The following is a 22,115-nucleotide window of genomic DNA, read 5'->3' as shown; positions in this document are numbered from 1 at the left end:
ATGCGAGTTTGGACACGTCGTTGACAGCTGCAACGATCCAGAAACTGGTCGGTGCTCTGCGTTCAGTGCTGCCCATTGATCAAGAAGTCTTCCCTTTGCATGAGCCGGAATTTCGGGGGCGGGAATGGGAGTATGTCAAGTCTTGCCTAGACGAAGGGTGGGTTTCTTCCGTTGGTGCTTTTGTTGATCGATTTGAGAATGAGCTAGCGGACAGGTGCGGGGTTCGTCATGCGATAGCAACAGTAAATGGTACAGCTGCACTACATGCTGCTTTCATGGCAACAGGTGTTCGTCCAAATGACGAGGTTTTTGTGCCAGCATTGACATTCGTGGCTACTGCTAATGCCGTTTGCCATGCTGGAGCCGTGCCACACTTCGTCGATTGCGATAAAGATCGTCTTGGCGTAGATGTGCAAAAATTGGCAAGATATCTCGAAGAAATAGCAGTAGCGGATGGCGAGGGATCAAATGGCCCAGTATTCCGAAATCGCCAGACAGGGCGGGTGCTGCGTGCCATTGTGCCAATGCACGTATTTGGTATCCCTATGGATATTGAGGCTTTGGTTGATCTTGCTAGTAAATACAATCTGCTCATTATTGAAGATGCAGCAGAGGCGCTGGGATCTAAATATAAAGAAAGACCAGTCGGATCGTTTGGAAATGCAGCAGCGTTAAGTTTTAACGGTAATAAAATCATCACCACCGGTGGTGGTGGGGCTGTCTTAACAAATAGCGACGAGGTTGCTGAGCGCGCCCGCCATCTTTGCACCACGGCGAAGCGTCCCCATCCGTGGCTGTATGAGCATGATTGTGTTGCCTATAACTATCGGCTCCCGAACATCAATGCGGCTTTGGGGTGTGCTCAGCTGGAACAACTGGACACAAGGATAGAGCTAAAAAGGAAGTTGGCTAAGGCTTATGGAAATATCCTGAAAGATGTTTCTGATATCGATTTGTTGGTGGTTCCAGAGGACTCAGTGTCGAACCACTGGTTAAATGCGATCGTTTTGAAACCAGGGACGTCATTTGAGCAGCGAGATGGAGTTCTGGAAGCTCTTAATAAGGCAGGCCTTTGGTGCCGTCCCGTTTGGAATTTGATGCATACATTGCCAATGTTCACTGAGAACCCCCGAATGGATTTATCATGTGCTGAAGACATGGCAGCTCGTGTCATCAATACGCCCAGTAGTTCTTACTTGGCGGAGGGGAGGGATGACATATAAGCGTAAGATTTGCGTTGTCACTGGGACACGAGCTGAGTACGGAATTCTATCTAATTTAATGAGCCAGATAGCTTGCGATGACGAGTTGGCGCTTCAAACGATAGTTACCGGTTCACACCTTTCGGAAGAGTTTGGTTATACCTATCGGTATATTGAAGAAGATGGTTTTCATATTAATGCGAAGGTTGATATGTCGCTGACTGGCGACACGCCCGTAAGTATCACTAAATCGACAGGGAGGGCGGTCATAGGTTTTGCCGATGCATATGACCTGCTGAAGCCAGATATTGTTGTGCTGTTAGGTGATCGATATGAAATTCTTGCTGCTGCTCAGGCGGCAATGTTGATGAAGATACCTCTGGCGCATATTCATGGAGGCGAAACGACAGAGGGCGCCGTTGACGAGAGTATTCGACACGCAGTGACCAAAATGGCGCACCTTCACTTCACCGCTGCCGAGTCTTATCGGCAGAGGGTAATCCAAATGGGGGAAAATCCGAGAAATGTATTTGCGTTTGGTGCACCTGGATTAGATAACTTCGCGGCAATGGATTTACCTGATCGCACTTCTTTGGAGTTAAGCTTAGGTATTGAGCTAAAGGCTCCCTTATTTCTTGTGACATTTCATCCTGAAACCCTCGCAAATCAAGAGCCTAGTGCCGCAGTTCAGCCTTTGCTAGAAGCTTTAGCCGCTTTCGATGACGCAACCTGTATTATCACTAAAGCGAACGCTGATGCTGGAGGGCGAGCTATAAATGCCGAGTTGGATGCTTTTGCAAAAAAATATCCAGATAGAGTTTTGGTTACCACTTCTCTTGGTCAGGCGCGTTATTTGGGGCTGTTGAAGCTTGTCGATGTGGTAATCGGGAATTCCTCAAGTGGTATTATCGAGGCACCAGCTGCAGGTGTTCCCGCCGTCAATATTGGTGATCGCCAGAAAGGTCGCTTGCGCGCCCCATCTGTTTTAGACTGTGTAAACGTACCTCTAGATATAACGAAGACTATAAATATGTGTATGTCGAGAGATTTCCTCGAATCAGTGTTTTCTTCTGAGAATCCATATGGCCAGCCAGGACAGATTTCAAAAAAAATAAAAGAGATTCTTAAAGGTATTAACCTTGATCATATATTGGTTAAACACTTCTTCGACGTAGACGAAGATAAGGAAAATCAGCGGAAATGAATAAAGTTTATATTATAGCTGAAGCTGGAGTTAATCATAACGGATCACTGCAAATTGCTAAAGATTTGGTTGAAGAAGCAGCCAGAGCCGGGGCAGATGCGGTTAAGTTTCAAACTTTCTTTTCAGAAAATTTGGTTACGAAATCAGCTCCTAAGGCGCGTTACCAAGAACGAAATAGCAAGTCAGACAGTTCTCAGTATGACATGTTAAAAGTCCTAGAGTTAAGTCGAGATGCCCATTTTGAACTTAAAGATTATGCCGAAAACGCGGGGATAGAGTTCTTGTCTACTCCCTTCGGCTTGGAGGAACTCGACTTTCTTGTTCGTGACGTAAAGGTTCAAAAACTTAAAATGTCCTCTGGTGAGATAACAAATGGGATGTTGTTGTTAGAGGCTGCGCGTTCTCAGCTACCTATCATTTTCTCGACAGGCATGAGCACGGTAGAAGAAATCTCCGATGCATTGGGGGTTCTCGCATTCGGATATCTTTCATCTCAGGGCGAAAGTCCCAGGATGGAAGCATTTCGAGCCGCCCGTGAAAGCGAGCGCGGGATAGAAATGTTGGAGAAGAAAGTTACAATTCTACACTGCACAACCCAATATCCAACACCTTTTGATCAAGTCAATTTGCGCGCAATGGGGACGCTAGCCAAGCATTTTGGTTTACCTGTTGGGTACTCGGACCACACTGAAGGAATTATGGCATCAATTGCCGCAGCGGCCAATGGAGCAACTGTTATTGAAAAACACTTTACGTTAGACCGTGGGATGGAAGGACCAGACCACGCCGCATCCATTGAGCCTCATGATTTGCAAAAATTAGTTGCTGGGGTTCGTGATGTCGAACGTTTGATGGGACTGCCAACGAAGGTTTGCAACGATGCCGAAGGCGAAAACTTGAACGTTGTTCGTAAAAGCTTAGTGGTAAAACGTAACATAAGGTCAGGTGAAGAATTTACAGCAGCTGATGTTACTGCCAAGCGGCCCGGTGGAGGGCTTTCGCCTATGGCTATCTGGGATATTCTTGGGCGCAAGTCAAACCGTGATTATCTCGAAGATGAGATGATAGATACTTCAGTATTGGAAGACCAAATTTGATGCAGGATATATCAGAAATTGTTTTAGAGCCTGAAGATGAAGTTAAGCTGGCGATCGCGATTTTAGATCGTCACCCTGCAAGAATTGTCCTCATTGTCAGCCCTGAACACGAACTGTTAGGAACTGTTACTGATGGAGATATTAGACGCGCTATTTTGAATGGTATGCCTTTCGATGCTCCGGTCTCACGGGTGATGAACTCTAAGCCAACTACTGCCAACTTGCTTGATGACAAGGAGCACCTCTTGAGCATGATGGTGAGCAGGGTTTTGAGACACGTTCCTATTTTGGGGCCAAACGGAAAATTGGTTGGGCTTGAAACCCTTGATGGACTTTTGAACCAAGAGAAGATTCCAAATACTGCTGTAATTATGGCTGGTGGTCGAGGAAAGAGACTTCGCCCATTTACGGATTCTGTTCCCAAGCCGATGGTTCATGTCGCAGGTAAGCCCATGCTTGAAATCATACTTGATAGACTTGCTAGTGAAGGGTTTGTCAATATTGTAATATCGCTGAATTACAAAGGTGAAATGATTAAAGAGTATTTTGGTGACGGGCAATTCAAAGGATTAAATATTAGTTATGTTGAAGAGAAAATGCCTTTAGGTACTGCAGGGGCTCTTTCTTTGATAAACCAAGACATTAAGGATCCGTTTTTAGTTATGAATGGCGATGTGTTAACGCAGGTTAACACTCGGAACTTGATAGACTTCCATCACACCCATCCTTGTAAAGCGACCATGTGCGTGCGCGAACACTCTTATGAAGTGCCTTTCGGTGTGGTTAATGTCGATGGATACAAAATTTTACAAATTGAAGAAAAACCAACATCAACCTATTTGGTGAATGCGGGAATTTATCTGCTTGAGCCAGATGTTTTGAATTTTGTGAAGCCAAACCAGTATTTGGATATGCCAACTTTATTTGAAATTATCAGGGAGTCGAATTATCCGACTCACGTCTTTCCTATTCTCGAAGCTTGGAGGGATGTTGGTAGACCAGATGATTTAGAGCTCGCGAATGAAGAGTATTCGGATAAGTAAATTTAAGATCTAAGATTTTTGGAAGTCGTACGAGATGATCTCAAAAAGCAAAAAAAGACTAATTGCGCGCTTGGACGTTAAGGCACCGAACTTAATCAAATCTATAAACTTAGAAGGGCTCAGAAAACTGGGAAACCCGGCTTCATTTGCTGAAGAGTACTATAAGCAAGGCGTTGACGAGATCATCTATATGGATGTTGTCGCGAGTCTTTATCAGAGAAATGGTCTTGGCGATATCGTCCGATCTACAACGGAGAATGTTTTTATTCCTATTACAGTTGGAGGGGGGATTCGCTCTGCTGATGATGTCGGGGAAATGTTGCGATGCGGTGCTGATAAAGTAGCTATCAACACTGCCGCTGTGAGACGACCAGATCTGATTTCTGAACTGGCAAACATTTATGGGTCTCAGTGCATCGTTTTGTCAGTTGAGGCAAAGAAAGTGGGCCCAAGGACATGGGAAGCTTACACGGATAACGGCCGTGAGAAAACAGGTTTGGACGTTGTCGAATGGGCGAAAAAAGCAACGGCCCTTGGTGCAGGCGAAGTTCTTATTACTTCTGTTGATAGAGAAGGTACACGCAAAGGATTTGATATTGAGTTGATCCAGGCAGTTTCCTCCACGGTTGATGTTCCAGTTATCGCTAGCGGAGGGATGGGGGATACAAATGACATGATTGCTGCCTTTGAACTAGGAAAGGCTGAGGCGGTCGCTATGGCTGACGTTCTGCACTACAAACGCATGTCGGTTGAAGATGTGCGCGCTAAAGCGTTGGAAGCTGGTATCCCGGTGAGGAAAATTTGATGACTGAACTCTTAATTGTTAATTATGACGCAGGGAATATTCGAAGCGTTGAGAGAGCCGTTTCTGTTTGCGGAGCAACTCCTGTTTTATCAAGTGATCCAGAAGCAATTTTAAATGCGAGGCTGCTGATTCTGCCTGGAGTCGGTGCTTTTGGGAAATGCATTTCTTCGTTGCGTGGAAAGAAACTTGATCTGCCCGTTTTGGAATATATTAAGAGCGGGAAGCCAATTCTGGGTATTTGCGTGGGTATGCAAATGCTCATGGAAGGTAGTTGCGAGTTTGGTTATCATAAAGGCTTGGGGCTGATCCCAGGAGAAGTTCGGAAAATTCCTGATAAAGGGGGCGATGGCTACCCACATCGCGTGCCTCACGTTACCTGGGAAGGACTAGAACCGAAGAAGCAAGCTTGGGAAGGCACTGTATTGGACGGAATCGTTCCAGGTGCTGACTGTTATTTCATCCACTCGTATGCTGCATATCCTGAGAGAGAACAAGATGTTTTAGCCACATGTTCATACAACGGGGTAGAGCTATGCGCTGCAGTGCGCAAAGAAAATCTATATGGCTTGCAGTTTCACCCTGAAAAGAGCGGCCCTATTGGATTGAAAGTTATTTCAAACTTTATTTCCCTGGGCGATCGCTCTTGCTAAGTTCAAACTCTTCTGAAAACTATGAAAATCCATGTGGAGCAGCCGTGAACAGTAAATCTGTCTATTTAGTTGGAGCGGGCCGTATGGGAAGAGCTCACGCTCAGGCCGCTGTAGACCTAGGGATGTCTTTAAAAGCGATTTGTGACACTAGGAAAGAGGTTCGAGACAACCTTGCTGATGACTTTGGTGTCGCTAAATCGAACTGCTTTTCTGATGCTCAAGAGATGTTTGATTCTTTAGGGGGCGCCGAATTAGTTATTGTTGCGACAACAGCTGATACGCATTGCGAATTGGTTTGTCTCGCTGCAAGCTCATCTTCCAAAGCTGTCCTGTGCGAGAAGCCGATGGCTGTCTCGGTGGAGCAATGTGACAGGATGATTGATGCCTGTGAAAAATCAGGAACTGCTCTTGCAGTGAACCACCAGATGCGCTTTATGCCGCAGTATGCATTGGTGAAGAAGGAGCTCGAGCGTGGTGAATTGGGTCTCCTTGCTTCCATGAATGTTGTTGCAGGGTGTTTCGGACTGGCAATGAATGGATCCCATTACATTGAGGCATTCAATTATTTAACCGGGACATGGCCTTCAAGAGTTTCTGGCCATTTCACAGGTGAGCCATTTCAGAATCCTCGAGGCCCTCGTTACTTTGATCAGGCAGGAGAATTTCTTTTTATTTCTGAAAATGGTCAAAGGTTGAAGTTGAGCATAGGTCATGATCAAGGGCACGGAATGACGTCAATGTATGCGACCCAATTTGGTCACGTATTTGTTGATGAGTTGCAGGGCGAGATGATCGTTACAGCGCGCCTCTTGGAGCATCAAAGTCAACCTATGACCCGATACGGGATGCCATGGGATAGAAAAACAATAGCATTCCCGCAGGCAGATAACGTTGGGCCTACCCGTGAGGTTATGTCAGCGTTGTTGCAAGGGGAGAATTATCCGTCCGGTGGGAACGGAAAGAAAATTGTCGCATCTTTAGCCGCAGCTTACGCTTCTGCACAAAAGAGCTCGGTCCTTGTCAGTATCGGGTCAAACGATAACTCTGATGACCAAGTTTTCCCTTGGGCATAGATTTTTGCAAAAGGTGAGTGTTGATTAATTGCCTTAATCTTAAGTGGGCGCTTGAATAATGTTGAATGGGAAAAGGGTCGTTTCTCTCACTCCTGCTAGAGGGGGAAGTAAGTCGATTCCTTACAAGAATCTTTGTGATCTGGGGGGTAAGCCTCTGCTAGCGTGGCCTGTTGATGTTGCTTTTGCCACGCCCGAAATTGATGAAGTGTTTGTTTCCACAGATGACGAGAAAATCGGTACGGTTGCAGCAGATCTAGGAGCAAAGATTCACTGGCGACCGGACGAACTTGCAACGGATTCTGCTCTTGTGGTCGATGCTGTGCGGCATTTCTTTAGTCAGCAGCAGCAAGAGGGTAAAGCTCCCGACATCATTGTGCTGCTCGAAGCGACATCTCCGTTTCGCACTCCTGAGATGATCTTAAATTGCCTGAGAAGAATGCTAGATGAAGAATTAGATTCAATTGCGACTTTTCATAGTGCGGAGATCAATCCGGAAAGATGTTGGAAGATTGAACAAGGTATCCCAAAGCCTTTCATCGATGGTGCAATTCCATGGAAACCCCGTCAGGAACTTTCCGCCGCTTATCAGCTGAACGGTGCTGTTTACGCTTTCCGAGCCGATAGACTTCCGACAAACGGACCCAATATTCTGTTTGGTAAGATCGGGGCTGAGATTATCTCTAAAGACAAAGTGATAGATATTGATGATAGAAAGGATCTTATAATTGCAAACGCCATACTCGAATCCTAAAGAAGCGCGCAGCCTAAACGACCTTTTGTCATTAAAAGGTCGAGATGCGCTAGTTATCGGTGGTGCTGGTCTTCTTGGTGGTGAGATCTCGTACACTCTTGCAGAGCTTGGTGCTCGGGTAATTGTCGCTAGCCGCGACAAGGGAAAGTGTCAGACATTTGTGAAACAGTTGTCTGAGAGGTTCAAGGGTGATCACCAAGCTTTGGGCGTGGATATTACGGATCGAAATTCAATCCGAAAACTTTGTGAAGAGGCGTCGAAGGTTACAGAGGGCGGACTGGATATCTTGGTCAACACCGGGTGGTCAGGTCGCAAGAATACATTTGAGTCGATTTCGGATGAGGATTGGGATCTGGATATCGAAGTATGCTTGAATGGTGTTTTTCGAACTATTAAATCGGCCGTTCCGCTCCTGTCTCCGAGAAGCGGTGTTATCCTGAATATTGCATCGATGTACGGTCACGTCGCACCAGATTATCGGATGTATGACAGTGAACGTTTCGCAAACCCACCAAGTTACGGGGCGGCTAAAGCTGGGGTTATACAGCTTTCTAAATATTTGGCGAGCTTCTTGGCGCCTCAAGGTATCAGGGTCAATTGTATTAGTCCTGGCCCCTTTCCGTTCGAAAGCACGCAGTTAGAAAACCCGGATTTTATCGAGAGGCTTAAAGCAAAAAATCCCATGGGACGTATCGGTATCCCAATTGATATTAAAGGAGCTGCTGGGCTGCTATGCAGTGACGCTGGTGCCTATATTACGGGGCAGAACATATGTGTTGACGGGGGATGGGCAGTATGGTGATCCGTACTGGCATCATTGGCTTCAGCGAGGGAAACGGTCATCCGTTTTCCTTTTCGGCGATCGTAAACGGCTATGATCGCAAAGCATTTTCTGAGGCCGGATGGCCAGTTATTCTTGATTATCTAAGTCGCCAGCCTGCTGACAGGTTTGGGGTTGGCGACGCGAGAATCTGTTGTGCGTGGACGCAGGATCACTCCTTGACTCAGAAGCTATGCGCAGCTTGCAATATTGAGCGGGCAGTTAAAGCGCCTGAAGAAATGCTGGGGCAAATTGACGCTTTAATTATTGCCAGGGACGATTGGCAGACGCATGCGAAATTTGCAATGCCATTCCTAGAAGCTGGTATCCCTGTCTTCATTGATAAACCTTTGAGTCTGGATATTTCAGAACTGGAGGCCTTCCAGCCATATCTCAAGGCTGGCTTGCTGATGTCAACCTCTGGCCTTCGTTATGCGATCGAACTTGAAGAATATACACAGAATAAGGATAAAATTGGCGATATTCGATTTGTATCTGCGACGGTGGTGAATGACCTTGATAAGTACGGCATTCATATCTTGGATGCTCTCTCTGGACTTGGATTCAGTAAGCCGAGATTTATTTCTCGGGCGGATACCGGCTACGAGTCTTATGATATCCGCTACGACAATGACGTTGCGCTTCGCTTGGATTGCCTCGGAAAGGTTGCTAAGACTTTTCGAATAAACATTTACGGAGAAAACGGAAATTTGCACTTGGAGTTAGCCAATAACTTTATGGCATTCCGGCGAACTCTTGAGCGCTTTTTTAATATGGTTGTCGATCGTAAACCTCCAATAGCACCAGACAGCGTTATCGGTACGATGAATTTGATTCGACTGGCAAAATCGATGCCCCCATCTCAGATGCTTGAGGTCTCCAATGCATAAACACTTTGACCTGACGGGAAAAACTGCACTAGTTACGGGCGGTGGAGGTATTTTAGGCAAGGGGTTTTGCAAGGTACTCGCCGAGTATGGTGCTTCAGTAGTGCTTGTCGATATAACCATTGAGCGAGCTAAAAAGGCCTGTGAGGACATTCTCCAAAATGTTCCAGGCGCTCAGATAATGCCTTTGGCATGTGATGTTGCGGACAAGGATAGTGTGACATCAATGGTAAATTCTGCCGTTAGACAATTTAGCTCTATCGATGTTTTATTGAACAATGCAGCAAGTAAAGCAGACGATCTCAATGCCTTTTTTGCTCCGTTCGAAAGCTATGACCTTGATCTTTGGCGTAAGGTGATGTCGATAAACATCGACGGCGCATTTCTGGTCGCTCAGGCCGTAGGCGCACAAATGGTCAAGCAGGGGAACGGGGGGAGTATAATTAATACGTCCTCAATTTACGGTGTATTGGCGCCTGACCAAAGGATTTATGAAGGCTCTGAATACATGGGGGTGGCAATTAACACACCCGCAGTCTATAGCGCCTCAAAAGCAGCCTTGATAGGTCTTTCTAACTATCTCGCAACATATTGGGCAGAAGCAAACATTCGTGTGAACGTTTTGTCTCCGGGAGGAGTTGAAAGTGGGCAAAACGAGACCTTCAAAAAAAAGTACAGCGCACGCATTCCACTAGGGCGTATGGGTAGGGATGACGAACTGCACGGAGCCATTTTGTTCTTAGCGTCAGACGCTTCAAGCTATTTCACCGGCCAAAATGTGATGGTCGATGGAGGTCTATCGGTTTGGTGATTCGTCGCTCTAAAGGTTGGTGTTTAAGGGTAACTTGGGAAACGTCTGCCTTTTTCTTGCCGTCGCTGAGCATTCGATATTACTAGCTCACAAGACTCTGAGCCGCATTGGAGTCCTTTCCCTCCTCATACAGGTTGAAGGTGGCTTCAAAATCAGTTACTGCAGAGCTAAATTTGTACCTATTGGATAGCTTGCCTAATTTAACTCATCATGACCGTCTGCAACCAGATTAGACTGCCGACATCTGAATGATGTTGTTCTGAGTCGTAGCCAAAGTAAAGCCGCGAGAACGCTGCGGCGACTAATGCCTATATAGGTCGCTATGAAGCCCCAAAAAACTGCCCTTTGTAGCGAAACAGTAACAACAGGATAGCATTATGGAACGCATTCCGTACCCAAAGCCCGTAGATTTGTCGCAATACGCCGCAGATGTTTCAGATGCCAAGCCGTTTTATGGCCTGCCATCTAACGTGAAGTTCTGCAAATCGTGTACGTATAGCAACCAGAAGCCAAACTCCGAAAAGGAGTACAAACATACTAGGGCTTCAAACAAGCCGACTGTTGACTTCGACGATGAAGGTGTGTGCGCCGCTTGCAGAATTGCTGAGAAAAAGAAGAATATTGATTGGGTTGAGCGTGAACAACGGCTCCGTGAACTATGTGACAGATATAGACGGAACGACGGCGGATACGATTGTCTTGTGCCCGGGTCGGGAGGCAAGGATAGTTTTTTTGCTGCTCACAAGCTCAAGTATGAATATGGAATGAACCCACTGACTGTTACTTGGGCCCCCCATATATATACTGATTGGGGCTGGCGAAATTTCCAAGCTTGGATGCATGCAGGGTTCGACAACTATCTTTTCACTCCCAATGGACGTGCTCATAGGCTTCTAACGCGTTTGGCGTTGGAGCAGATGTTCCATCCGTTCCAGCCGTTTATTATGGGACAGATGTACTTCCCCCCTAAAATGGCTGCTCAGCTTGGCATCCCGTTGGTGTTTTATGGCGAGAATCCGACGGAATATGGCAATTCGTCTGCTGCCGATGACAAAGCGACAAAAGACTGGGAATTCTTTTCTAGTCCAGACCAATCCCAAATTTACTTGGCGGGAACCTCCGTTGCTGAGCTCAAAAGCTCATTTGGTCTGAGTGAGCACGATTTGAAGCCATATATGCCACCAAATCCAGAGTTACTGAAGCAGGCAAACGTCGACGTGCACTATCTTGGTTATTACATTCCGTGGCACCCGCAAGAATGTTACTACTACTCTGTCGAGCATGGTGGTTTTGAGGCCGCTCCTGAGCGTTCTGCAGGAACCTACAGCAAATATAGCTCCATTGACGATAAGATTGATGACCTGCACTACTATACTACTTTCATCAAGTTTGGTATTGGGCGCGCAACCTATGATTCTTCGCAAGAAATTAGGAATGGCGAAATTGATAGAGATGAAGCAATTAGTCTAGTGCGTCGATTTGATGGGGAATATTCCGAAAGGTTTGAGAAGGAAAACTTCGATTACCTGAGTATTAGCCCAAAAGATTTTCCTGTAGCATCGAAAATGTTTGAGCACCCGGAAATGAATAGAGAATACTTTGATAGGTTAACTAATACTTTTCGTTCACCACACCTTTGGAAGTTTGAAGGGAATCAATGGCAATTAAGGCGCACTGTTTGTGACGACGCCTAGTGAAAAGCTTAAATATGCAGAACGTGACGAGTAGGGTTACATGTCAAAACTGCTAAAACTTCTAAGGCTAACTTTGTCTCCCGTTGGGCTAGACTTTGTGGCAGCTGAAATATCTGTTCGCTGGGCTCAATTTTTTGGCTTTGTCGTTCTAAGCTTTGTTGCTGCACTTATAGAAATGACAGGGGTGGGGTTGGTGTTCCCGCTCCTAGTCGTTATAGTTGCACCTGACAAAATTGCCAATATTCCGTATCTTCCTCAAGTAGTCGACTTTGTTGGAATTGAATCAGACACTACATTGTCGATAGCTATTATTGGACTGATTGGGCTAGTTTTGCTTGGTAAGAACGCTTATATGCTCATGTTCAATTGGATGCAGATGCGTTCTTTAGCGCAATGGAAGGGAGATCTTTCAAAGAGATTGATGAATATTTATCTCTTCTCTGACTATAGCGTTCACTTAGCCAAGTCTAGTTCAGAAATCATTCGAAATATGGCGTTGACGGCCGCTGTATATGATCAATTTATTGCGCCTTTTATTAATTTACTAGTTAATTTCGCAATATTAATTGGGCTTTGTATTCTACTAACTTTTGTTTTGCCTGTAGAAATGTTGCTTAGCTTGTTGCTAATCGCTTTCGTTTCTTGGGCACTTTACGCTTTCATGAGAGGGCCTTTTAAGAAAATCGGGGCTGAGCTGAACGATCTTTTCAAAGTTCGCCAAAGTATAATGCGTCAGTCTATTGGTATGATTAAAGAAACAAAATTAACTGCAAAAGAAAATTTCTTTTTAGATGCATATGCGAAAGTGGAGTTTAGAAACTTTGGAAGGCAAGCCCATTATAACTTCATGGCAACTATTCCTCCTCTGGTAACAGAGGGAGCGGTTATCGTTGGCATATTGTCGGTCGTGACCTATGTGATGTTTTTTAGCACTCAAGAGCAGCCAGGACTAGCTATTTTGGGTCTCCTTGCGGCGTCGTTTTTTCGCCTGACACCGGTAATAAACCGAATTTTAGGTTCGCTACAATTGATGAACATCAGTAACAATGCAGTGGATATAATTGCTGACGAATTCCATCAGCTTGAGCGAGGAATATTTAAGCCTGTAACTGAGCCTGATCCTTTACCCTTCAAGTCAAAAATTACTTTCAAAGATGTTTCATATTGCTACCCAGAATCACAGGCTTGCGCGGTGGAGAGCGCGGATTTTGAGATCTTCAAGGGAGAAACTATTGGGATTACGGGTGCCTCAGGAGCTGGGAAAAGCACTCTAGTTGCCCTTCTTATGGGTTTGGTTGCGCCCAAAAATGGGACAATTTTGGTTGATGATGTGCCTCTTAGCGAGCAAAAAAACTTGCGTGCTTGGCACAAACATATCGGTTTTGTTCCTCAATCGGTTTTTATTATCGAAGATACGGTGGCTCGTAATGTGGCCTTCGGCGAAGCTTCGGAAGATATTGATGAGCAGAAAGTTTGGGAAGCCCTCGAGATAGCTCAAATGAAGGAATTTGTAAGCACCCTCCCAAATGGGATTCACGAGTTCGTAGGAGAGGATGGTTCCCGTTTTTCCGGTGGGCAAAGACAGCGTTTGGGGATTGCCCGCGTGCTTTATGAGAGACCAGATTTTTTGGTTTTTGATGAAGCGACTTCCGGCTTGGACTCGGCTAATGAAAAGGCATTCAGTGATGCCCTTTGTGAAATCAGGAAAAACTCCACAATCATAATGATTGCTCACCGGCTCAGTACATTACGTGATTGCGATAGGATTATTATGCTTGATAGTGGGCGTATACTGCAGACAGGAACGTTTGAACAACTTTATAATGAGTGTCTACAATTCCGATCCCTTGTTGATCTCTCACAAATGGCTCCTTCGAAGTAGTTGGTGAACATGGAAGAAGAAAACGCGAAAGTTGTCGCAATAATACCGGCTCGCGGGGGCTCAAAGGGAATTCTGCGAAAAAATGTAAGATTACTATTGAACAAACCGCTTGTGGTGTACTCAATTGAGGCAGCTTTGAGTGCTAAAGCAATAGACGCAGTCTATGTGTCTACTGACGACATCGAAATAGCTACTTGCGCTGCAGCTGCTGGGGCCAACGTAATTGAAAGGCCTAGTATACTAGCATCAGATACTGCCCAAAATCACGAAGTAGTTATCCACGCATTGCGGACTTTAGATAGTCAGGGTGTTCACCCAGAAACTGTGGTCTTGTTGCAACCGACATCTCCATTGAGGACAGCGGAAAATATTGACGAATGTATTAGCGCGTATGAAAACGCCAACGGGGCTTCGGCAATGAGCATTTGTGAAGTGGCTGTGCATCCCGGGAAAACGGTTCTCATTGAGAATTCAGAAATTCGCCCGTTTACAACTGACCGGGACATGGAAGCGCGCAGACAAAATATGACTGACGTCTACCAGCAGAATGGCGCTATATATGTAGTAAATGCAGACATTTTTAGAGCTGAACAAAGATTCTATTGTAAACCAAGCGTCCCTTATTTGATGAGTAGAATTGATAGCGTGGATATTGACGACGAATTTGATTTCCAGTTGGCTGAACTAATTTTGAAGGCTCGTAAGGAGGCATATTTTGAGTAATGCAACCTACAGAAATCATCAGCATTACATAGATGAAGGTTGGAGTAATGAGCCGAAGGAGACGTTTAAGTCGCTACTAAACATCCTAAAGAAGCGCATTGGTGAGGATTGTTCTAGTGTTTTGGATGTAGGCTGTGCCGCTGGCGAATTACTTGGATTCTTGTCGACGGAATTTAAAGAGTGTGAACTAGTTGGTGTTGATGTAACTCAGAGCCTTTTAGATGTGGGATCAAGGCTTCTCCCTGAGGCGCAATTTACGCGTGCCTCAGCGCTGGAGTTACCCGCCTCTTTGTTTGAAAAATTTGACCTCGTTACCTCAATAGGCTGTATGTCTATTTTTAATGAGTTAGAAATAAATGTGTACTGGGACAATCTCTATCGAGTTACTAAACCGGGGGGGTTAATTGTCGTCTTATCTCCTCTGAACGAGTTTGGTGTTGACGCGATGATACGTCATCGTAAGCGACCTGATGGTTCTCCGGGTTCTTGGGAGACTGGTTGGAATATATTCAGTAGGGAGACCATTGAAGAATTAGTGGCGGACCTGGGGGCAAGGCTCGAGCTACAGCGTTTCCAGATACCGTTCGATATTCCAAGACGGGAGGATCCAATAAGAACTTGGACAATGCAGACGCAATATCGAGATTTGCAGCTAACCAATGGCCTTAAGATTATGATTGATCACTATTTTATGATCGTACACAAGCCCCAAAAATAAGCTATAGCGGTGCGTCTTCTATCCCGACTACGTGCTTTTGCCCTACGTAAAATTAATGGGTGAACTTTAATTTGCCGGGATAATAGCTACCCGAGAGGTGCTGGGATATACTGTTTGTTGTAGCCTCACGATCGCCTTGGTTTAATTTTTTGGATCGATTGTTGAACATGATGTCTTTTGACGTATTTTGTCACCATCGTACGAAATAGCTAGGTTGCGAAAGCTATGTGGTGAATTACGAAGTGTGTTGGTTGAAAGTGCACAAGTGTGATTCTGCGTTTTAATTCGTTTTTGAGAAGGGGTTCCGTCTACTGTAAACTTCTCGAAGAAGTTGTTTAAAACGGAGTATACATTAAGAACGAGCACATTCTCAATCGTACAAAGCAGAAGCTCTGGGGCGTGATGGAAAACGCCCCAAGCGTGGCTTTGCCAAAATTAACTGAATAAAGTCAAGCATCTGATCTCGGCTTTCCAACAGATAAACTAACGTTAAGGGTTATTTCGAATGGTGCATTCTTTTTCGCTGGGCGGATATGAGCTCAACTCGGAAGATAAGCCACCGGTGTTTTTAGCGGAAATCGGGGGTTTTTTTGGTCAAGATGTTGAGTTGGCTTCAGAAATGGTCCAGCGGATAATTGGCATTGGGCAATCAATCGCTGAACAGCCAATGGTACTAAAAACGGAAATTCTCCACGATGCGGAGATATGTTTGCCTGGTGACACACTTGAAACTTATGCATCTAAAGATGGCCGAGTACAGCAGGAAAACTACAGAGATTTAATAGAGCGTAAGGTACTCTCACTCAACAGCTACGAGAAGATCTTGCGTAATTGTAGTGATGCAGGGGCGCCCTTTATTGTATCTGTTTACGACTTCAAAGGAGCAGACTTTGCGCATGAAATAGGAGCTTGCTCCTTAAAGATAGCCTCAGCAAATTTGGTGCATATTCCACTAATTCGGCACTGCGCTACTAAGGGGCTGCCTCTTGTAATAGATACTGGCCGTGCAACTCTCTTGGAAGTCGAAATGGCGGTCAAAGCGGCGAGGGAGGCCGGATGTAATGACATTGTTGTCGAACACAGTCCCGATGGCCATCCAGCATTGCCAAAAGCGCATAACCTGAGGATACTTCAAACCTACAGGGAGAGGTTCAATCTGCCTGTAGGCCTGTCTGATCATCACACCGGCATTGAAATGCTCTATGCAGCAATAGCTCTCGGAGCTGCTGTTGTCGAAAAGGGGGTGCATGTCGATCCTGATGATCTCGATATTGATATTTCACACACCATGGATCTTGATGATCTGCCAGAAGTCCTGCGTTCGGTACATAATGTTTGGTTATCTCTCGGTAATTTCGAACGAGACATAGGGATTCCGATTGAGGGAGTGATAGGAACTTCACAGCGTCAGTGCCTAGTGGCGGCCAAAGATATGAGTGTTGGCGACCCTATTGATTTCGGTAACGTGCGTTTTGCATTTCCGTGTCGCGGCATCCCAGTTCAAGACTGGGATAGTGTTCGCGGTCGGAAACTCTCGAGAAAAGTGTTGGCTGGGCTGCCGATTCAGTGGGCCGATGTCGCCCAGTAACTTTAGTATTCGCCCACCAGCTTGGGAAGGGCTAGAGCCAGCGATACCAGGTTGGGAGGTCGCTTCCAAAGATATCGCTTTCCAAATAGCAAAAGTTGTTGGTTCCGAAGGGAAGTTCTGGGCAGCAAAGTTTGGTGACGTTGTGTCTGATCGAATGTTTAGGCTCGACGAGCCAGACGGCCGGAAATTCATTTTTAAAATATTAGAAGACAGTGAAGTATGTCAATCAGAAGAGGCAGAAAAAGCCAGCGCGTGGCTCGCTTCTAACAAAGTTCCTGTAGTTGTTGCGTCAGGTCAGTACCGACTGCCGAGTGGCGAAGTCATCGTCAAAATGCCCTATCTTGAGGGGCGTCGTGTTGGGTTAGCTGTAGATGAGCTTTTTGCATTTGGTGTTAGCCTTGCTAAGTTGCATAAGGCTCTAAGGAACGTGCCTCATCGTGAACGTTGGAGGCTTAGGACTGCGCAAAGATTAAAGGCCTTATCAAAAACTCGACAATATATTGTGAGTAGTGGAGTGGAACTAGGCCCCTATCCGCAACGTCTTTTAAACTTAGCGAACGACGCAGAACTTGATTTTGAGAGATCTCAATGGTTCACACAGCCTTTGCATGGGGACGTTAACCCCGGTAACGTGCTGATTTTGAACAACACTCCTGTTTTTATGGATTTTGAAGATACTGCTCATAGCGTTCTTCCTGTTGAATACGAGGTTTTATTTGCAATTGAGCGTTTTGTTTTAGTTCGTGTAGACAACGATTTGGAAGCAAGCCGATTAGGAAAGGCGTTCCTGCATGGATATAGATCTCAAATAAAGACAGAACTACAAAGCGTCTATATTGAACCTGTTCAAGTTCTTAGATCCCTCGCACTTCGATCATTGATGGTTCTTGTCAATGGAGAGCTTTCCGGGTCAAAAGTTTTAGAAAGTGAATGGAAAAAATTCTTCTTTCTTGAGAAAATGTCCCGTTATCGCGCTGAAGTGATTCTAAATATTTTTAAGGACTAATATCTTTGAAATACAAAATACTTCTTACAGCAAGAGATCCTGCAGCAGCTCTTCATCTAATCGAAATAGCTAAGTGTTCTAGGAACTTTGATGACCTTCATATCGATATCGTTACGCAGCAGCCGGCGAGCAGGTATTTTGATGAGGCAGGCTTTCTAACCACCGTAGTGGATCTTCCGCCCGCTAAAGAAATGCCTTCGGTTGAAGGGGAAAATCTACTTCAAAAATCGCGGGATCTGATCGATTCTTTGAAGCCAGACGCTGTTTTGAGTGGATTGTCTACTCCATTTGATGGGGGGCTGGATGAAGCAATTACAGCTGTTTTCAAGGGGCCAAAATTCGTTATGCAAGACTTCTGGGGGGAGGCTAACCAGTTTTTTGGGGCCCGAGCTCAGCTATATTTCGCCCTGGACGATGAGGCTGTGCGTCTAAGCGAAAACCGTCATGGGCTTAATGCTGTCAGTGTGGGGTCCCCTCGGCACTCCGCCTACCAAAGCATGGATATTAATGCGATTAGAGAAAAAGAAAGAAGGCGAATTGGTGCATCCAAAGAAACAACTGTCGTTGGGTTTTATGGGCAGGCATTGCACTGGGTTAAAGGATACAGGAATACTTTGAATGCATGGGTCGATGCAATGATCGCTCAAAAGGGAGAATACAAAGCGCTATACCGACCACATCCCAGAGAAGATAAAGGCGATATACGTTGGACCGTTCAGCGTTTTGCGGATGCTGGGATGCCATGTGTTATCTGCCAGGGGCAAGATGTCGAGCACTCTCTTTTGACGTGTGATGTCGTATGTAGCGCATTTTCAAATTGCACCTATGATGTTGCCTATTTGAACTATTTTTCTGAGGTTCCACTTATCACACCGGTCTCCTTGTTTTTTGATCCAGAGATTATCGATTATTTCCACAAGATGGTTAAACTCGATGAATTTCCGTACTTAAAATCGGGCTTGGTCCTGGCAATTAACGACGTTCGAGACCTATCGAGTGTTTTGGCGTTGGCCGGTTCTAAGCGGGTTAAAGAGAAGTATTGGTCTGCAGCAAAGCACTTGCCAAGTCCTATTAAAGCCCCTGAAATCGTTCTTAATCACATTCATAGTTCTCTTGTAGCAACCAATGCACGCTAAGGTACTCCCCAATCCAAGTCACGAAGAGGTAAACTCGCGATTTATTCGTCTAGACAATAATCCTGTAATTCTTGAGACTTCATTCCGCGGTTGGTGGGCATGGCCGATAGTTAAAGAGAGACTATGGCTATACTGTCTCAACAATTCGGTTGCTATTGAAGGGGGGAGCCGGATAGCGTTCTCGGAGGTTGTCCTTAGAATATCTTCAGGCTTATGGCAGGTTGTCGCCAACTTGTCGTACCCCTCTCATAAGAGTGGCGCTGTATTCTATGAGGCGCGGCCTGTATTATTGCCAAGTGGTCAGAAACTTCACCCTCATCTTGGAAATCTTGAGCGAATAGAACGAAATCGATCATGGATACATTATCGCTTTCCTTGGGGGCGTGCAGGAAAGCGGTTTCCTTTTCCCGGGGAAATTGAAGATTATGGAATTAGTTCGGTAGTTGCGGTTTTTGCGAGTGTCCTCAGAAAAAGAGAGAAGGAACAAAAAATTGCTAAGCTTCTATCCGATGAGCTCTTAAAAGAATTCCCACATCTTGATGTGAACGAGGTATTTAATCTAATTTCTGACCAACTAGCTCGCTTTTGCTGTAGATTTTTATTTACTAGGTGCCTTTTGGCTCGTTCTCGGGTCAGTAAGGTCATCGTCTTAGACGCCGACGGAAAAGTTCCCGAACTTGCTGCCGCAAAATCTTTGGGGATCCATGTAACTGAAATCCAGCACGGCATGTTTAGTACAAGGGAGCCAGACTACTCTTGGAGTAAACGCCACAGGTATGTGCCTTTCATGCGGGCGATCCCAGATTCCCAAGTAGTCTTTGGGGAGGTATGGGCAAGGCAATTACGCCAAGCCGGATACTGGTCACCAGAAAACATCCTTGTCGCGCGAAATCCTCTGATTGAAGAGTATCGGCAACTGTGGTCGCAGCAAAGGAAACTTGAAAAACCGGGTGGCCCTAGACCATTAAAGTTACTATTCCCCACTCAAGGTTACGTCCGGAGAGATGCTATTAGTTTCTGGACGAATGTGCTTGAAGGCATGACAAGTGCACAAAGTAACCTGTTCCATTTAAGTATAAAAATTCACCCGCTTGAGCGGCAAAGCGCGCGAGAATACCGCAAATTAGCCAAGAAATATCCCAGCACTGTTTCGGTTGTGCCTGATGACGTTGAGGCTTTCGATGCAATCATAGCCTCAGATGTAGTTGTTGGATACACTTCATTGATGATGGTTGAAGCAATCGGAATCGGGTTGTCGGTAATTGGGCTGCAAGAGCGTAATAGTGGAATGGGGATTGACGAGACCTTTAGAATGCCAGAGTTGGCGGAATTCGTTGTTCCTTGCTTTGACAAAAGCGAATTTTTCCAAATAGTTGGGAAGTTTAACAAAGAGCTTAATAGCGATGTTTCTGATGTTTCCAATTCATATTTGACTGCTAAAGTCGGTATATATAGCGTTGATGCGCCTTCAGTTGAGGATTTAGTGCTTTGAAGATAAACCATAAGGCCTCTTCAGGCAGGGCTCTTCTTGTTTCTCAGAGACCATCAGACTATGTCGAAATGAGGAGATGCGCTAAAACTTTGAAAAATAAAGGTTGGGAAATTCATTTCCTGTATTTTCATGGGGAAACCGGAAGTGATACTGATATCATTGCTTCCATTAAACAAGAGGAGAATGAAGGTGACTTCTCTCACGTTGAGTTACGCCAAATTGGTATGGGAAGGCGTTCTAAAACAGAAGCATCGTCAGATAGATTATCTAGTTTCACAAGATTATATGATTATCTTCTAGCGCTCTCTAAAAGAATTTTTTTGGGAAAAATAAAGGAGTTTTTGACAAAATATACGACTTTATTGATTCTGTATAATTCGGTTAGAATTGTTTGTTTTTATTTATCTGAAAAAAGAGCGTTGAAGGGGGTCGTCAAAACATCAAGTCCAGATGTTATCATCGTTCCTGAAGATGTAGTTGGGTATATATCTCCGCTAATAATTAAAGCTGGGCATGAGTTAAATATACCGACAGTAATAATTCCATACACGATTGCAAATGAACAAGAGGCATTCAAGAGTTTATGTGGAAATGCGCATTATCATTTGAAAGGAATCTGGAACCGCGCAATGGGAAAACTATTCCCGAATTGGGTTATGAGCCAAGATGGGGTATCTTTGGTAAGAATGCCAGCTCCTTATATTCTGGGGCAGATTCTCACTAAAACCTCTCCGCCAAATCCTTGGATGATGAATTCGGGTTTTGCAAACGTGATCGCGGTCGAAAATTTGGCAATGAAACATTATTATCTGCAGTCCGGAATTCCGAAAAAAAAAATAAGAGTGGTTGGGTCAATTTCGGATGATCATCTGGCACAGTTTAAAAATAATAAAGCACAAGAAGTGAGCAGATTGAAGGGCGACCTGCATATCGAGGGGGATAAGCCTATATTGGTTGTTGGGGGATGCCCTGATCAATCCGGTTGTTGTCCTTCCGGTTTCGAATACAGCGACTTCCACCAGTTCATTGTTCGCTTGGGAACTCTCCTTAAACCTCTCACGAATGTTTATGATGTAATTTTCCGCCCGCACCCCAATAATTTGGAAATGGGAATCGGGCTCGAAAAGTATGGGATTATTGTTACTGAATTTGATACAGCTAGGCTAGTAGCTTTGTCTGATGTTTATTTGGCTTTTGCTTCGGCTACGATCAGGTGGGCCATTGCTTGCGAAGTGCCCGTTGTTAACTATGACCTTTTCCACTACGACTATGACGATTTCAAGGGGGTGCCGGGCGTGCTTACCGTTGCCTCAGAGGATAGTTTCAAGAATGCGCTTGAAAGCCTAAGGCCTAATTGTGACAAGTTTCGGGATCTTCAGCGTGATGCAAAGCTGGCCGCCCATCGTTGGGGGATGCTGGATGGGAAGTCTGCAGATCGAATTGTCGCCCTTATTGAAGAAATGTGCGCATACGAGGACGTTGTTAGAGCTTCTGAGTAATGCGGTGTTAGATAGCTGCTGTTAGTTGTGAGAG

General features: G+C 45.2%; 20 protein-coding genes and 1 pseudogene. 20 read left to right on the top strand and 1 reads right to left on the bottom strand.

The features are described from left to right. Window positions 1–8: 8 nt before the first annotated feature. From IT893_RS15835 to IT893_RS20320, 10 genes and pseudogenes are all read left to right on the top strand, one after another. A complete protein-coding gene (locus IT893_RS15835; RefSeq protein ID WP_197145886.1) occupies window positions 9–1,223 on the top strand; it encodes a LegC family aminotransferase in 1,215 nt (404 codons plus the stop codon). After that, window positions 1,213–2,406, top strand: a complete 1,194-nt coding sequence (neuC, locus tag IT893_RS15830) for a UDP-N-acetylglucosamine 2-epimerase (RefSeq protein ID WP_064779758.1) — start codon at window positions 1,213–1,215, stop codon at window positions 2,404–2,406. Before IT893_RS15835 ends, neuC begins: the two co-directional genes overlap by 11 nt. After that, window positions 2,403–3,503 carry an N-acetylneuraminate synthase gene (gene neuB / locus IT893_RS15825; protein ID WP_064779757.1) on the top strand — a complete coding sequence of 367 codons (1,101 nt, stop codon included), beginning with the start codon at window positions 2,403–2,405 and terminating at the stop codon, window positions 3,501–3,503. Before neuC ends, neuB begins: the two co-directional genes overlap by 4 nt. Beyond that, window positions 3,503–4,546: a nucleotidyltransferase family protein gene (locus IT893_RS15820; protein WP_064779756.1), complete on the top strand. Its 1,044-nt coding sequence runs from the start codon at window positions 3,503–3,505 to the stop codon at window positions 4,544–4,546. Before neuB ends, IT893_RS15820 begins: the two co-directional genes overlap by 1 nt. Before the next feature lie 34 nt (window positions 4,547–4,580). Beyond that, a complete protein-coding gene (hisF, locus tag IT893_RS15815; protein WP_064779755.1) occupies window positions 4,581–5,351 on the top strand; it encodes an imidazole glycerol phosphate synthase subunit HisF in 771 nt (256 codons plus the stop codon). After that, a complete protein-coding gene (gene hisH / locus IT893_RS15810; protein WP_083996942.1) occupies window positions 5,351–6,001 on the top strand; it encodes an imidazole glycerol phosphate synthase subunit HisH in 651 nt (216 codons plus the stop codon). The genes hisF and hisH overlap by 1 nt, the downstream gene beginning before the upstream one ends. Beyond that, window positions 5,995–7,074, top strand: coding sequence for a Gfo/Idh/MocA family protein (locus IT893_RS15805; RefSeq protein ID WP_157097692.1), 1,080 nt, complete (start codon window positions 5,995–5,997; stop codon window positions 7,072–7,074). The genes hisH and IT893_RS15805 overlap by 7 nt, the downstream gene beginning before the upstream one ends. A gap of 58 nt (window positions 7,075–7,132) precedes the next feature. Beyond that, window positions 7,133–7,825 carry a cytidylyltransferase domain-containing protein gene (locus IT893_RS15800; protein WP_064779752.1) on the top strand — a complete coding sequence of 231 codons (693 nt, stop codon included), beginning with the start codon at window positions 7,133–7,135 and terminating at the stop codon, window positions 7,823–7,825. Continuing rightward, entirely contained in the window at window positions 7,800–8,627 is an 828-nt protein-coding gene (locus IT893_RS15795) for an SDR family NAD(P)-dependent oxidoreductase (protein WP_197145884.1), read from the top strand. The genes IT893_RS15800 and IT893_RS15795 overlap by 26 nt, the downstream gene beginning before the upstream one ends. Continuing rightward, window positions 8,612–9,019 (top strand): annotated as a pseudogene (locus IT893_RS20320) (Gfo/Idh/MocA family oxidoreductase); the annotation flags it as partial. The gene IT893_RS15795 and the pseudogene IT893_RS20320, both read left to right, overlap by 16 nt. Before the next feature lie 39 nt (window positions 9,020–9,058). Here IT893_RS20320 and IT893_RS20315 read toward each other — a convergent pair. Beyond that, window positions 9,059–9,181, bottom strand: coding sequence for a hypothetical protein (locus IT893_RS20315; protein WP_353799520.1), 123 nt, complete (start codon window positions 9,179–9,181; stop codon window positions 9,059–9,061). Between the two features lie 346 nt (window positions 9,182–9,527). On the opposite strand from IT893_RS20315, the gene IT893_RS15785 reads away from it, so the two are divergent. The 10 genes from IT893_RS15785 to IT893_RS15740 all read left to right on the top strand — a co-directional run bounded on the left by IT893_RS15785 (window position 9,528) and on the right by IT893_RS15740 (window position 22,081). Beyond that, window positions 9,528–10,343, top strand: a complete 816-nt coding sequence (locus tag IT893_RS15785) for an SDR family oxidoreductase (protein ID WP_197145882.1) — start codon at window positions 9,528–9,530, stop codon at window positions 10,341–10,343. Window positions 10,344–10,720: 377 nt separating this feature from the next. Next, window positions 10,721–12,037 carry an N-acetyl sugar amidotransferase gene (locus IT893_RS15780; protein ID WP_197145880.1) on the top strand — a complete coding sequence of 439 codons (1,317 nt, stop codon included), beginning with the start codon at window positions 10,721–10,723 and terminating at the stop codon, window positions 12,035–12,037. A gap of 40 nt (window positions 12,038–12,077) precedes the next feature. After that, complete coding sequence (locus IT893_RS15775) at window positions 12,078–13,919, top strand: ABC transporter ATP-binding protein (RefSeq protein WP_197145872.1); 1,842 nt, start codon at window positions 12,078–12,080, stop codon at window positions 13,917–13,919. A gap of 9 nt (window positions 13,920–13,928) precedes the next feature. Further along, the gene (locus IT893_RS15770; protein ID WP_064779746.1) at window positions 13,929–14,642 is read left to right on the top strand and encodes a cytidylyltransferase domain-containing protein; all 714 of its coding nucleotides are present in this window, start codon (window positions 13,929–13,931) and stop codon (window positions 14,640–14,642) included. Then, entirely contained in the window at window positions 14,635–15,360 is a 726-nt protein-coding gene (locus IT893_RS15765; protein ID WP_197145870.1) for a class I SAM-dependent methyltransferase, read from the top strand. The genes IT893_RS15770 and IT893_RS15765 overlap by 8 nt, the downstream gene beginning before the upstream one ends. Before the next feature lie 505 nt (window positions 15,361–15,865). Next, on the top strand, window positions 15,866–16,948 hold the full coding sequence (locus IT893_RS15760) for an N-acetylneuraminate synthase family protein (protein ID WP_064779744.1): 1,083 nt from the start codon (window positions 15,866–15,868) through the stop codon (window positions 16,946–16,948). Next, window positions 16,935–17,954: a phosphotransferase gene (locus IT893_RS15755; RefSeq protein WP_064779743.1), complete on the top strand. Its 1,020-nt coding sequence runs from the start codon at window positions 16,935–16,937 to the stop codon at window positions 17,952–17,954. The genes IT893_RS15760 and IT893_RS15755 overlap by 14 nt, the downstream gene beginning before the upstream one ends. A 5-nt stretch (window positions 17,955–17,959) precedes the next feature. Then, entirely contained in the window at window positions 17,960–19,090 is a 1,131-nt protein-coding gene (locus tag IT893_RS15750; RefSeq protein WP_064779742.1) for a hypothetical protein, read from the top strand. Window positions 19,091–19,322: 232 nt separating this feature from the next. Then, window positions 19,323–20,582 carry a hypothetical protein gene (locus IT893_RS15745; protein ID WP_157097691.1) on the top strand — a complete coding sequence of 420 codons (1,260 nt, stop codon included), beginning with the start codon at window positions 19,323–19,325 and terminating at the stop codon, window positions 20,580–20,582. An 89-nt stretch (window positions 20,583–20,671) separates the two neighbouring features. Next, entirely contained in the window at window positions 20,672–22,081 is a 1,410-nt protein-coding gene (locus IT893_RS15740; protein ID WP_197145868.1) for a hypothetical protein, read from the top strand. The last annotated feature ends 34 nt before the right edge of the window (window positions 22,082–22,115 follow it).

The organism is Thalassospira sp. A40-3 (assembly GCF_015871485.1).
GTDB lineage: Bacteria > Pseudomonadota > Alphaproteobacteria > Rhodospirillales > Thalassospiraceae > Thalassospira > Thalassospira tepidiphila.
Note: the sequence above shows the minus strand (reverse complement) of the source record. Positions and strands in the feature narration are given on the sequence as shown.

What these genes read in the sequence shown, in the direction of transcription:
- neuC (WP_064779758.1), top strand. Translation starts at nt 1,213, where the DNA reads ATGACATATAAGCGTAAGATTTGCGTTGTCACTGGGACACGAGCTGAG.
- neuB (WP_064779757.1), top strand. Translation starts at nt 2,403, where the DNA reads ATGAATAAAGTTTATATTATAGCTGAAGCTGGAGTTAATCATAACGGA.
- IT893_RS15820 (WP_064779756.1), top strand. Translation starts at nt 3,503, where the DNA reads ATGCAGGATATATCAGAAATTGTTTTAGAGCCTGAAGATGAAGTTAAG.
- hisF (WP_064779755.1), top strand. Translation starts at nt 4,581, where the DNA reads ATGATCTCAAAAAGCAAAAAAAGACTAATTGCGCGCTTGGACGTTAAG.
- hisH (WP_083996942.1), top strand. Translation starts at nt 5,351, where the DNA reads ATGACTGAACTCTTAATTGTTAATTATGACGCAGGGAATATTCGAAGC.
- IT893_RS15800 (WP_064779752.1), top strand. Translation starts at nt 7,133, where the DNA reads ATGTTGAATGGGAAAAGGGTCGTTTCTCTCACTCCTGCTAGAGGGGGA.
- IT893_RS20315 (WP_353799520.1), bottom strand. Translation starts at nt 9,181, where the DNA reads ATGAATGCCGTACTTATCAAGGTCATTCACCACCGTCGCAGATACAAA.
- IT893_RS15785 (WP_197145882.1), top strand. Translation starts at nt 9,528, where the DNA reads ATGCATAAACACTTTGACCTGACGGGAAAAACTGCACTAGTTACGGGC.
- IT893_RS15780 (WP_197145880.1), top strand. Translation starts at nt 10,721, where the DNA reads ATGGAACGCATTCCGTACCCAAAGCCCGTAGATTTGTCGCAATACGCC.
- IT893_RS15775 (WP_197145872.1), top strand. Translation starts at nt 12,078, where the DNA reads ATGTCAAAACTGCTAAAACTTCTAAGGCTAACTTTGTCTCCCGTTGGG.
- IT893_RS15770 (WP_064779746.1), top strand. Translation starts at nt 13,929, where the DNA reads ATGGAAGAAGAAAACGCGAAAGTTGTCGCAATAATACCGGCTCGCGGG.
- IT893_RS15760 (WP_064779744.1), top strand. Translation starts at nt 15,866, where the DNA reads ATGGTGCATTCTTTTTCGCTGGGCGGATATGAGCTCAACTCGGAAGAT.
- IT893_RS15755 (WP_064779743.1), top strand. Translation starts at nt 16,935, where the DNA reads ATGTCGCCCAGTAACTTTAGTATTCGCCCACCAGCTTGGGAAGGGCTA.